Genomic DNA, 13112 nt, shown 5'->3' on the forward strand with positions numbered 1-13112 from the left:
CCTTTCAAGTCAAATCAATATACATCACGCTGATAGCGTTTTTGCTGCTGCATATCGGCAAGATAAGCCTCCGCTTCTTCGCGGCTCATATTGCCTTCTTTTTCGATAATTTCAAGCAATGTGTTATGGACGTCATGCGCCATGTGCTTTTCATCTCCGCAAATGTAAACAGCCGCTCCTTCTTGAAGCCATTCAAACAATTCTGCGCTGTGTTCGAGCATGCGGTGCTGCACATATACTTTTTCTTCCGTATCACGCGAGAACGCCACATCCATTTTTGTCAGCACACCGTCTTTGAGCCAATTCTGCCACTCTGTCTGGTAAAGGAAATCCGTGACAAATTGCTGATCGCCAAAGAACATCCATGCCTTTCCTTCCGCTCCCGTCTCCTCACGCTCCTGCATAAAGGAACGGAAAGGTGCGACGCCTGTCCCAGGGCCCACCATGATAATCGGTGTTTCAGGGTCTTTCGGAAGCTTAAAGTTTTGATTGTGCTGTACATAAACCGGCAGTGTGTCTCCCGGCTGCAGTCGTTCCGCGCACAAAATCGAGCAGACGCCTTTTCGTTCACGGCCGTGCGCATCGTAGCGGACTGCGCCGATTGTTACATGCACTTCATCCGGATTTGCGGATAAACTGCTTGCAATCGAATAAAGGCGGGCAGGCATTTTTCGCAAAATCGAGACAAACTCCTGCGCAGATACACTAAATGGGCCATAGTCACGGACGAGATCAAGCAAATCGCGCCCTTCAATATAGGCTTTTACATTCTCCTCATTTCCCGGGGCTAAAAGCTCTCTAAGCTCATCGTTCCCTGTCAGCTGGGCTGCCTGTTCAAGAAGCGGTTTTGTGAGAACGGTAATCTCATAGTGAGAAATCAGCGCTTCTTTTAGCGGACGGACATCACCTTGCTTATTAAGCGTCACAATTTCTTCCGGGTCCCAATTCATTTCCTTAAGGAGCAGCTCGACAAGTTCCGGATCGTTTTCCGGATAGACGCCGAGGCTGTCACCAGGCTCGTAAGTCAGGCCAGATCCTTCAAGAGACAGCTCCACATGGCGTGTTTCTTTATTTGATCCTCTGCCGTTTAAATTTAAATTTTCTAACACTTCAGCCCGAAACGGGTTTGTTCTGGAATACGAAGACTCACCGGTTTGAGACGCAGCCGCCGGCGCAGGTGCGGCGCTTCCGCCCCCAGCTTCATTTAATCCCTTCAATACACCCTCAAGCCATTCGGCTGCCGGTTCATCATAGTCAAGATCGCAATCAACGCGCGGAGAAATCCGTTTTCCGCCGAGTTCTTCTAAGCGCTGATCAAATTCTTTCCCTGTCTGGCAGAAAAATTCGTACGAACTGTCACCAAGCGCCAAAACGGAAAAGCGCAGGTCTTCAAGCTTAGGCGCCCGTCTTCCGTGCAGAAATTCATGAAACGACAGCGCGTTATCAGGCGGCTCGCCTTCTCCATGCGTACTGACGACGATTAAAAGATTGGTTACCTTCTTCAGCTGATTCGGCTTAAAATCGCTCATGGATGAGACGGTCACTTGAAAACCGCTCTGTTCAAGCTGCTTGCCGGCATTTTCTGCAAGCCCCTGTGCGTTTCCCGTCTGTGAACCATAAAGAACGGTCACTTCTTTTGAAACGGCCGGTGCCGGTGCTTCCGCAGACACAGCTGCCGCCGGCGCACCCGCAGTTTCTTGGGCGGAAACAGATTGAGCGGATAAATATCCGCTCAGCCAGATTTTCTGGGATTCGGTCAAGGTCGGCAGAAGGCGGTTAAGGAGCTCTGCCTGCTCCTGATTAAACGGACTGTTCATTACCTGAAGTTGCAACGTATCCACCTCACAAAGTTATAAACTGATCGAAAATTGCATCTAATTGAACTTTACCGGAATACTAGGCTTAAGTAAAATATATTTACATGATGATAACTATTAAGAATCCTAATGATAAAACGGCTATGCTTCATGTAAATAGAAAAAAGAGAAGGACTCCCTTCTCTTCATTCAGCAATCTGATATAAGTGAGGCGGCACAGCGGTTACAAACGGACTGGCTTCACCTGTATAAAATACCGCCAGCATGTGCATCGCACGGGTGCACGCAGTATATAAAAGCCTGCGGTCGTGCTCTGTATGATAGTGTTCTTCAGATGCATCATAGACAAGCACTGCGTCAAATTCAATTCCCTTTGCTAAATACACCGGAATCACGCAAACACCCTTTTGAAATGGTTGATTTTCTTTATGAATCAGGCGAACATCTGTATATTCACTCATGTGGGCGTGCGCCTGTATGCATTGCTGCGCAGTCTTGCAGATGACGGCTATTGTTTCGTGCCCTTTTTTCTTGAGCCGACCAATTTCTTGCGCGAGCTTTTGGCAAAGGCTCTCATGTCCTTCAGTTTTGACAACGAGCGGCATTTCCCCGCTTCTATTAAACGGCTCAATATCCGCTCCATCTTGAAGCATCGCTTTGGTAAACTCGACAATCTGCCTTGTTGATCTGTATGTTCTCTTTAAACGAACATACTCAGCAGGCTCATCCTGAAAGCACGCATCCATACGCTGATCCCCATGTATGGTATGCGCGTAGATGGACTGATTGATATCACCGAGCACTGTCATGCTGGCAGCCGGAAAAATGCTTCTCATGTAAGCCATCTGAAACGGTGAATAGTCCTGGGCTTCGTCAATAAATAGATGTTTGATCTTCGTATTTTTCTTTCTGCCCTCAATCAGATCCTGCATATAAAGAAACGGTGCCGCGTCCTCATAGAGCAATTTATTATCCGTAAATGCCGAACGGGTCAGCTCACCTATCACGGCCATCTTCTCATGCTGAAATTTCCCTCCCCAACCAGAAAACAATTGCAGGTACAGCTGTTTCACATCAAGAAATGCAAGGAGCCTGACTGCCTGCTTGAGCGGTTTGAAAGCTTTTTTCACAATGATGGCGGCAAGCAGCTGCTGCTCTCTTTGATAATCGTTAAACGTACTCTCGCTGAACCGTTTCCTTTCTTGCAGTTTTTTGTACACGTCCAAGTAGTCCTCTTTGTCAAGCAGCTCAGCTTCATGAACGACCCAATCCTTTCGCCGTTCCTTTTTCTCAAGCTTGTTAAGCTCACTCAGCAGCCACTTCGCGGTTTGCTCCATCCGGTTTGGAATGGACTGGCCTTGATCCAGTGAGTAAAAATAGGATTGAATCTGTTCCTTTGTGATCAGCTTTTGTCCGCGGAATATAATACTTTTAAAAATCATCCCTTCAGAGGAAAGCCGTGTGACGTATTCATCAATGAATTGCTGAAAGGATAAACCCGCCTTCCATGTGATTCCCGCAAGCCTTGTTGGAAAATCGCCGTCCTTTGTTTCCGTCAGGCAATATTCGAGCTGATCAAAGGGGCTTTCACATTTGAACTTGCGGCCAAGACGATGCTCGATATATTCCTGAAACGTCGCCTGCTCCATATTCTCTTCTCCTAACTCCGGCAAAACAGAGGAGACATAGCTGTTAAATAAGAAGTTAGGAGAAAACAAAACGATTTGTCCGGCATCAATGACACCGCGGTGCCTGTATAACAAATAAGCGACACGCTGAAGCGCAGCCGATGTTTTCCCGCTGCCAGCCGCTCCCTGCACGATCAGGATCTTGCTTTTTTCATTACGGATAATCTGATTTTGTTCTTTCTGAATCGTAGACACGATGTTTTTCATTTGGGTATCGGAGTGATGGCTTAATACCTCTTGCAGCATTTCATCACCAATCGTCATATCGGTATTAAACATCGCCTTGAGAGTGCCGTTTTTGATCATAAACTGGCGTTTCAGCACCATTTCCCCTTCTATCGTTTCACCGGGCACCTCGTACTCCGCTTTTCCTGGGGAATAATTGTAGTACAAACTTGATATCGGCGCCCTCCAGTCATAAATCAGAAAGTGTTCCTCCTTCTCATCCAAACAGGAAGCTAAACCGATATAAATTCGCTCTGCCTGCTCCTCGCCGTTTTCAATAAAATCAATCCGGCCGAAATAAGGCGATTTTTTTAATTGATGAATTCGTTTGAGCTGCTGATCCATGCGCCGATGATTCTGTTCCCGATCAGACAGCAGCTCTGCCTGCTGCTTAATGCTTGCCATCGTTTCAATCGCTTCATGGGCATCATCAAAATTAACCTTAACATCCTCCCAAAAGCTTTTTCTTAATCCGATGATATCATGCTTCAACCCGCCCGCAGACGTTTCCAGAAACCGCTCTTTTTTTTCGAGCTCCTTCAGCACCTCATCTATTCTCGACTGCTCTTCCTTCCATTCCTTATCCTGCTGATTCATGAACGGCACCTCCAGAAAATAGTTGACAAACATAGATGAAATACTGTAAAATATAATTGGATACATATATTAAATATGTGATGAAAACTGACAAATACAATTTATCTTAGCACATTCACCCAATATCAATCAAGGTTTGGGTTATTTATATGCAGAAAAAACCGATTTCAACTCGAAATCGGTTTTTTTGCTATTAATTATCTAAGCGAAAAGAACGGTTTGGCAGCTTCCAATTAAACATATAGGAACAAACCCGGCAAACAACGAGCACGAAAAACAGAACGTACAAGCCGAACGAGTTCCCCAGCCAGCCCAAGCCGACGATTAAACCGCCGAGAGCCGCCCAGACTGCATAAATTTCTGCCTTCAGCACAAGCGGTTTGCGCCCGGCAAGAAGGTCGCGGATGATCCCGCCCCCGCTTCCCGTCAGCACCGCAGCCACGATCACGGCACTAAGCGGATGGCCCATTTTGACGGCATACAGTGCGCCTTGGATAGCAAAGGCAGCGAGGCCGATCGCATCTGATAAATTGCCCCACTTATTCCAATGCTTCAGCAGCAGCTTCGGAAACAGAAACACAATTGTAATAGATAAAAGCGCGATTTGAAAGTACGCTCCCTGCTCCCATAGCGCTGACACCGGAACACCGATCAGTAAATTGCGGATCGCTCCTCCTCCAAAAGCAGTGACAATCCCTAATATATAAACTCCTAAAATATCATATTCCTCTTCCATCGCAACAATTGCGCCGCTGACTGCAAACGCAATGATGCCAATCACACTGAGCAGCTCCCAAGCCATTCTGATGACTCCCTTTTATGTTTGTTAAATTTTCTGACGACCTCTAGATTTTATAATCGCTCAAGCGTAAAATCAATAACATTTTTATGAGAAAAAAAGATAAATTTAGAGGGAATACGGCTATTGCTGATGGACATGAGTTTGCGAAATTAAAAAAGCGCCCGGCATACGCGGGCGCTTTTTTTGTTATTCAGATTTTTCGCCTTTCAGCAGGCACATAAAAATGATAATCAGGATAAAAGCAATCAGGGCCAGGAATGGAATCGTAATAAAACCAAACCAGTTAATATATTGGCCCGAGCACGGCACGCCGCTGACACATGGCTTAATGCCGCTAAAGCCGGGCACTTTTTGCTCTAAGTAATGCATGATCGAAATGAATGCCCCTATAATCGCCATCGGGAGCACATATTTTTTCACTCGTGTGTCCCCTTGAAAGGTGGCGATGCCTAAAATCAGGACGAGCGGATACATGAGGATACGCTGGTACCAGCACAGTTCACATGGAATAAACTTTCTGATTTCACTGAAATACAGGCTGCCCAGCATAGCGATAAGAGCCACAACCCAGGAAGCATATAAAAATACGATTCTATTTTTCATATCGTTACTTCCCTTTCAGCTCTTTTTCTATTGTCTCTTTGATTTCATCATAATCCGCAAAATTTTTGATCACTTTATCATTGACGTAAATCGTCGGTGTTGCCTGTATGTTCATTTTTTGATTAAGGTCAGAATCCTTTTCCACTTGAGAAGCGAATGTTTCCTTATCAAGATTTTCCTTGAGCGTCTCAGGTTTTATCTTTGTGGTGCTTTTTGCAAGATCACCAAGGAGGCCTGGGGTTACCCATTCCTGTTCCGTATCCGGCTGTTTTTCGAACAGCTTTTCATGGAAATCCCAGAAAGAGTCAGGGTCTTCCTTCCATACTTCTTCAGATGCAAGAGCCGCTAATCTTGAACCTTTTCCATGGAACATGACGTTCACGAAAGAAAATTTCACATCGCCCTTATCAATAAAGTCTTTTTGTATTTTTGGAAAGATGTCACTGTTAAACACCTTGCAAGACGGACATTTGTAATCTCCGAATTCTACTACAGTTACCGATGCATCGTCCTTGCCAAGCACAGGCTGCCCTTTGATAGACGGCTGTCCGGAAACCGCATCATTGCCTTGTTCCGTTTTGTTATTAATGATGACAATGGCTGCTAACAATACAACAACCACAACCGTAAGGATGACCGCGAATTTCGCAGAAGACTGCTGTTTCTTTTTCACTCCGACACCTCATCGTTTTAAAATTAAAAAAGAAGCGGATCGCAATTGACCCACTTCTTTATTTTAACAAGACAAGCGCTGATAAGAAAACCCCGAAAAAATGAATTCTCTCCGACAATTTATTTGTTTTTGAGGCGCATGACGCGCATGGCGTTCGCCACAGCAAGCAGTGTAACGCCGACATCTGAGAAAACCGCTTCCCACATGGTCGCAATTCCAAATGCACCAAGAGCAAGAAAGATCGCTTTCACACCTAAAGCAAATCCGATGTTTTGCCACACGATACGCCGTGTCCGTTTCGCAATCCGAATCGCTTCCGCAATTTTTGACGGCTGATCTGTCATTAGCACGATGTCTGCGGCTTCTACCGCGGCATCTGAGCCAAGGCCTCCCATCGCGATCCCTATATCTGCGCGGGCAAGCACCGGTGTATCATTGATACCGTCACCGACAAAAATGAGTTTTTCATTAGGCAAAAGCTTAGCTTCTAATGCTTCGACCTGCGCGACTTTATCTTGCGGCAGCAGCTCTGCATATACCTCACCAATCCCAAGCTGTTTTCCGACGGCTTCTCCCGTTTGTTTCGAATCACCCGTCAGCATAGCTGTCTGTTTGATCCCAAGCGACTTCAGATCAGCAACCGCCTGTGCTGCGTCTTCCTTTATCTCATCCGCTATGATGATTGCTCCGGCATAGCGTTGATCAACAGCAACGTGTACGATTGTTCCAGCATTTTCATCCGGGACATCCTCAATTTGTTCTCTTTCCATGAGCTTTTTATTCCCAGCAAGGATCTCAGTTCCATTTACCTTTGCAAAAATGCCGTGACCGGAGATTTCTTCGTATGACTCAATCTCATCGGAGGAAAGCATTTTCCCGTAAGCTTTACGCACAGATTCAGCAATCGGATGCTGTGAATGAAGCTCAGCGTATGCCGCCGCTTCAAGTAATCTATCCTTTGTAAAACCTTCCGCGGGTTTGATTTCTGTCACTTCAAAGCTGCCTTTTGTTAGTGTTCCCGTTTTATCAAACACCGCGTATTTGACTTGATTCAAGGCTTCTAAATAATTGCTTCCCTTTACAAGCACTCCGGCCTTTGAGGCCGCTCCGATTCCGCCGAAGAAACCGAGCGGAATGGAGACAACAAGCGCACAAGGACAAGAAATCACTAAAAAGATAAGCGCGCGGTACACCCAATCGGAAAGCGCGGCGCCAGAAAGAACAAGCGGCGGAACAAAGGCCAGCAATACCGCGATGATCACAACAGCAGGTGTATAATACTTGGCAAACTTCGTGATAAAGTTTTCTGTCCGGGCTTTACGGCTGCTCGCATTCTGAACCAAGTCTAATATTTTTGATACTGCTGATTCCTGATAGCCCTTTGTGACTTCAATATGCAGAACGCCGTTTTGATTGATAAAGCCTGACATTACATCTTGTCCTTCCGCAGCTTTTCTCGGAACGGACTCACCTGTTAAAGCAGATGTATCAACCATCGCTGACCCTTGCACGACCTTACCGTCCAGGGGTATGCTTTCTCCCGGATTAACCACAATGATGTCTCCTGTCTGAACGTCCTCCGGGGAAACCTGTTCGATGCCGTTCTTTGTTTTGAGATTGGCGTAATCAGGCCGTATGTCCATTAATGCACTAATTGATTTTCTGGAACGGCTGACCGCGGCACCTTGAAAAAGCTCACCGATTTGATAAAACAGCATAACGGCGACGCCCTCAGGGTATTGCTGAATCAGAAAGGCGCCGATTGTAGCAAGAGCCATTAAGAAATGCTCATCAAACACCTGACCGCGGATGATGTTTTTGACTGCGCGGATCATAATGTCACCGCCGATGATCAAATAAGCAGCGAGGAAAAGGAAAAATCCAATGGTTCCCGAATGAACCAAATATGCCGCTGCGCCGAGAATGACAGCCGCCGCCATTCTGATCAGCATATTGACCATTCGATTACGATAGCCATCATCAGCTGATTTCTTTATATGCTTTTGGCGAACCGTTACATGCGGATCAATTGATTTCACTTTTTTCTCTACTTTATTCGTGACCCATTGCTCTTCTTTCCCATCGGCTGAGACAGTTAAGGTGCTTGCCGCAAAATTTACCGCGCATCCGTCAATGCCTTTTATGCCTTTGACTCCATTTTCGATTTTTTGGGCACAATTGCTGCAATCCAAACCGTCCAGAACGTATTCCTGTTTCACTAGTCTCACCTTACCTTCCGATTTAGGGTTCCCTTTTCAAAGCGTATCAATGAGTATTGTATTTATTATATATATGAGCATATAATCATATATAAGTTACACCTATTATATGTTGTTTTCCAAGAAAGTGTCAATGAAAAACAAAAACCGGCATATAGCCGGTTTTTCATTTTACTTTTTGCAGACGAAGAGCATTCAGAACAACGGAAACGGAGCTGAATGCCATTGCTGCTCCTGCTATCCACGGCGCTAAAAATCCAAGTGCTGCGATTGGGATGCCGAGGCTGTTATAGCCAAGCGCCCAGAATAAATTTTGTTTAATGTTTTTCATTGTCAATCTGCTCATGCGGATTGCGTCGGCAATACTGTTCAGATCGCCGCGAATCAGTGTAATGTCTGCTGTTTCCATGGCAATGTCCGTGCCAGTTCCAATCGCCATGCCGATGTCAGCTGTGGCAAGCGCCGGCGCATCGTTAATTCCGTCGCCTACCATTGCTGTCTGGCGGCCTTCTTTTTGCAAGCGGGCGATTTCCGCCGCCTTTTGTTCAGGAAGAACTTCCGCAATGATATTCGCAATTCCCGCTTCCTTCGCGATGGCTTCTGCGGTTCTGCGATTGTCTCCTGTCATCATGATGACATCAAGGCCCAACTCTTTCAGACGGGCAACAGCCTTCCGTGACGTGTCCTTAATCGTATCTGCAACCGCTACTAGCCCAGCTGCTTCTCCATCAATGGATACAAGCATAACTGTTTTCCCTTCTGCCTCTAGCTCTTCCATTTTGGCGAGAAGAGCCCCATGCTCAACCTGTTCGCTCTCCATTAATTTTCTTGTGCCGACGAGAATGCTTTTTCCTCCGGCTTCAGCCAAAATGCCTGCGCCGACTTTTGCTTCAAAGCGGGTTAGCTTCGGTATTTCAAGCCCTTTATCTTTCACGCCATCAATAATGGCTTCGCCAAGCGGATGCTCTGATCCCGTTTCGGCTGCCGCTGCAAATTGAAGCAAATCTTTTTCTTCAAAATGGCCGAATGGAATGGCATCTGTCAGACGCGGCTTCCCGTTTGTCACGGTTCCGGTTTTATCAAGAACAATGGTATCGAGACGATGTGTTTTTTCTAAATGCTCGCCGCCTTTAAATAAAATCCCGAATTCAGCAGCGCGTCCAGATCCAGCCATTATGCTTGTCGGAGTGGCAAGACCGAGGGCGCAAGGACAGGCAATGACAAGAACCGCAATGAACTTGCTGATCGCTTCAGCAAAATCGCCAGGAGCCGCCCAAAGGTACCAAATGAGAAAAGTGAGAACGGCAATCCCCAATACAATGGGCACAAAAATGCCTGAAATTTGGTCAGCGAGACGCTGGATCGGCGCTTTTGACCCTTGTGCTTCCTCAACAATTTTGATGATATGAGAAAGCACAGTATCCTTTCCGACGTTGACAGCTTTCATTTTCAGAAAGCCGTTTGCGTTAACGGTTGAACCTGTCACGCTGTCACCAGGATTTTTGTCAACAGGAAGACTTTCTCCTGTAATCATCGATTCGTCAACCGCTGAACGGCCTTCAACCACTTCTCCGTCGACAGGAATTCGTTCGCCGGGTTTGACGTAAACAATGTCATTAACAAGCACTTCATCGATCGGGATGATTTGCTCCTGTCCGTCTCTTACAACAGTCGCTGTTTTCGCTTGAAGCTTCATCAGATTTTTAATCGCATCCGAGGAACGGCCTTTTGCTTTTGTTTCAAACAACTTGCCTAATAAAATCAGCGTCAGCAAAATCGCGCTTGTTTCATAGTAAAGGCCATCTGTATGCCCGTGAGAGCCAAGGCTTTGAGAAGTAAGATAAAGGCTATAAGCGTAAGCAGCCGTCGTACCGAGGGCGACCAATACATCCATATTGGCGCTTTTATTTCTGAGCGCCTTATACGCACCCACATAAAACGGCCAGCCGATCAGAAATTGGACTGGTGTCGCCAGCGCAAATTGCATCCACGGATTGAGAAATATATCGGGTACCCAAATGAATGATGTAAATGTAAAATGGCTCACCATCGCCCAAAGCAATGGAAATGACAGGACAGCTGAAAAAATCAGTCTCGCTGTTTGCTTCCGTTCTTCTTTCTTTTTAGCAGCAGCAGCCTCACTGTCCTGTTCCCCCTTCAACTTTAGCTTATATCCAAGCTTATCTACCGCTTCTTTCAAATCGCCGACAGACGCTTCTTTTGGATTGTATTCGACCGTAACTGTTTCTAAAGCGAAGTTTACTGGTGCATTTGCGACGCCTTCTATTTTGTTAAGCCGTTTTTCAATCCGATTGGCGCAAGCCGCACAGGTCATGCCTTCAATATCGAATTCAGCTTTTTCTGTAACAACGTGATAGCCCAGCTTTTCTATTTTTTCTTGAATCGCTGCAGTCCCTGTTTCAGCAGGATCGTAGATTACATTTGATGTTTCCGTTGCCAGATTAACATTTGCATCCGTGACACCGGGCATTCGCTTCAGGCCTTTTTCAATTCTGGCAGCACATGCCGCACAGGTCATACCAGAGACCTGCATCGCGATTTCCTTTTGTTCACTCAACATACTCACTCCTTTATATACACCTGGGGGGTATATAAAAATGAAAGAAATATCGCGCCTCCCTAAAGGCGCGATACCTTGAATCACTCAGCTACGTCATAGCCCTGATCTTCTATCGCATCCGCAATATCTTTGACTGATACTTTGTCAGCTTCAAACGAAACATCGACTTTACCCGCTTCCAGATTGACATGAACGGCACTGACGCCGTCCAGTTCTCCTACGCTTGTTTCTACTGCTTTGACACAGTGCTGACAAGACATTCCTTCAACTTGCAATGTTTTTTGTTCCATAATCAATTCCTCCTGTTTATTCTTTCTATTTTCATCCTACCATACCCCCGTAGGGTATTACAATAAAAACGCTTTATGATTTTGTGAACTTTTTAAATACGTCCAAAAGCTCAGAAATGGCCTGTTCCCCGTCTCCGCTTTTGATGGCATCTGCTACACAATGATGGGCATGATCCTCAAGCAAATGAAGCGCCACATTTTTCATTGCCGCCTGAACAGCTGAAATTTGCACAAGAATATCTACACAATATCTGTCGTTTTCCACCATGTTTTGAATGCCTCGGACTTGACCCTCAATCCGCTTAAGCCGGTTTGTAATCTGATCTTTTTCTTTCGAGCTTTTATGGTTTAATGTTTTATGTTCGTTATGCTTTTCCATGCGTACACCTCTGTTTAATGATATTAATTCCCATTATACTGATTGTCCAAACGGTTGTCTAAGCATGCCGACGCAAAAAATGAATCAGTTAGGTTTTACCATTTGATCAGGAGGGTATATACTTCTGTTGATAACGCTTTTAAAGGGGAGAAGGAAAGTGGATACGATCAAGGTTGGAATATTAGGATACGGATTGTCCGGTTCTGTTTTTCACGGGCCGCTGCTGGATGTTCTGGATGAATATCAAATCAGCAAAATCATGACATCTCGGACAGAAGAAGTGAAACGGGACTTTCCAGATGCTGAGGTTGTACATGAGCTTGAGGAAATCACAAATGACCCTGCCATTGAGCTTGTCATTGTCACCACCCCGAGCGGCCTTCATTACGAGCATGCTATGGCATGCATACAGGCCGGAAAACATGTTGTGATGGAAAAACCAATGACAGCAACAGCCGAAGAGGGGGAAACATTAAAAAGGGCTGCCGATGAAAAAGGCGTATTATTAAGCGTATATCATAACCGACGCTGGGATAACGACTTTTTAACGATTAAAAAGCTGATCTCTGAGGGATCTCTTGAAGACATCAATACATATCAAGTTTCCTATGACCGCTACAGACCTGAAGTTCAAGCGCGGTGGCGGGAAAAAGAAGGCATTGCCACTGGTACGCTGTATGATCTCGGCTCCCACATCATAGACCAAACCCTGCATTTGTTTGGGATGCCTAAAGCCGTGACTGCAAACGTGATGGCCCAGCGGGAAAATGCCGAAACGGTTGACTATTTTCATTTAACCCTTGACTATGGCAAGCTTCAAGCCATTCTATACGGAGGATCAATCGTTCCGGCAAACGGACCTCGTTATCAAATCCATGGAAAAGATTCCAGCTTTATCAAATACGGAATTGACGGACAGGAAGACGCACTCAGAGCGGGAAGAAAACCAGAGGATGACAGCTGGGGTGCAGATGATCCGGAGTTTTACGGACAGCTTACAACCATTCGTGACTCCGGCAAAAAAACAGAAACGATCCCATCAGTAAATGGCTCCTACCTTACTTATTACCGCAAAATAGCGGAAAGCATACGGGAAGGTGCTGCGCTGCCAGTCACTGCTGAGGAAGGTATTAATGTCATCCGCATCATTGAAGCCGCGATGAAAAGCAGTAAAGAGAAACGAACCATTATGCTGGAGCACTAAAACAAAAGCCTCCCCAAATAAGGGGAGGCTTTTT

At 45.8% G+C, this 13112-nt stretch carries 10 protein-coding genes; 1 reads left to right on the top strand and 9 read right to left on the bottom strand.

Annotation, left to right across the window (positions count from 1 at the left end):
* Positions 1-14: 14 nt before the first annotated feature.
* The 9 genes from NYE56_RS16905 to csoR all read right to left on the bottom strand — a co-directional run bounded on the left by NYE56_RS16905 (position 15) and on the right by csoR (position 11874).
* The gene (locus tag NYE56_RS16905; RefSeq protein WP_341284142.1) at positions 15-1832 is read right to left on the bottom strand and encodes an assimilatory sulfite reductase (NADPH) flavoprotein subunit; all 1818 of its coding nucleotides are present in this window, start codon (positions 1830-1832) and stop codon (positions 15-17) included.
* A gap of 170 nt (positions 1833-2002) precedes the next feature.
* Positions 2003-4327 carry a DNA helicase IV gene (helD, locus tag NYE56_RS16910; protein ID WP_341284143.1) on the bottom strand — a complete coding sequence of 775 codons (2325 nt, stop codon included), beginning with the start codon at positions 4325-4327 and terminating at the stop codon, positions 2003-2005.
* Positions 4328-4520: 193 nt separating this feature from the next.
* On the bottom strand, positions 4521-5129 hold the full coding sequence (locus NYE56_RS16915) for a trimeric intracellular cation channel family protein (protein WP_003219999.1): 609 nt from the start codon (positions 5127-5129) through the stop codon (positions 4521-4523).
* Between the two features lie 186 nt (positions 5130-5315).
* Positions 5316-5732, bottom strand: coding sequence for a disulfide oxidoreductase (locus tag NYE56_RS16920; RefSeq protein ID WP_003228417.1), 417 nt, complete (start codon positions 5730-5732; stop codon positions 5316-5318).
* Between the two features lie 4 nt (positions 5733-5736).
* Positions 5737-6405: a disulfide bond formation protein BdbD gene (gene bdbD, locus NYE56_RS16925; RefSeq protein WP_341284144.1), complete on the bottom strand. Its 669-nt coding sequence runs from the start codon at positions 6403-6405 to the stop codon at positions 5737-5739.
* A 119-nt stretch (positions 6406-6524) separates the two neighbouring features.
* Positions 6525-8633 (bottom strand): heavy metal translocating P-type ATPase, encoded by a 2109-nt coding sequence (locus NYE56_RS16930; RefSeq protein WP_341284145.1) that lies wholly within the window; start codon positions 8631-8633, stop codon positions 6525-6527.
* Positions 8634-8790: 157 nt separating this feature from the next.
* Positions 8791-11202 (bottom strand): copper-exporting P-type ATPase CopA, encoded by a 2412-nt coding sequence (gene copA, locus NYE56_RS16935; protein WP_341284146.1) that lies wholly within the window; start codon positions 11200-11202, stop codon positions 8791-8793.
* Between the two features lie 83 nt (positions 11203-11285).
* The gene (copZ, locus tag NYE56_RS16940) at positions 11286-11495 is read right to left on the bottom strand and encodes a copper chaperone CopZ (RefSeq protein WP_341284147.1); all 210 of its coding nucleotides are present in this window, start codon (positions 11493-11495) and stop codon (positions 11286-11288) included.
* Between the two features lie 73 nt (positions 11496-11568).
* On the bottom strand, positions 11569-11874 hold the full coding sequence (gene csoR / locus NYE56_RS16945; protein ID WP_003228404.1) for a copper-sensing transcriptional repressor CsoR: 306 nt from the start codon (positions 11872-11874) through the stop codon (positions 11569-11571).
* A gap of 127 nt (positions 11875-12001) precedes the next feature.
* Here csoR and iolW point away from each other — a divergent pair, with 127 nt between their 5' ends.
* Positions 12002-13078, top strand: a complete 1077-nt coding sequence (gene iolW, locus NYE56_RS16950) for a scyllo-inositol 2-dehydrogenase (protein ID WP_335449544.1) — start codon at positions 12002-12004, stop codon at positions 13076-13078.
* Positions 13079-13112: the final 34 nt, after the last annotated feature.

The sequence above is a fragment of the Bacillus sp. FSL R5-0603 genome (assembly GCF_038050295.1).
In the GTDB taxonomy this organism is placed as follows: domain Bacteria; phylum Bacillota; class Bacilli; order Bacillales; family Bacillaceae; genus Bacillus; species Bacillus subtilis.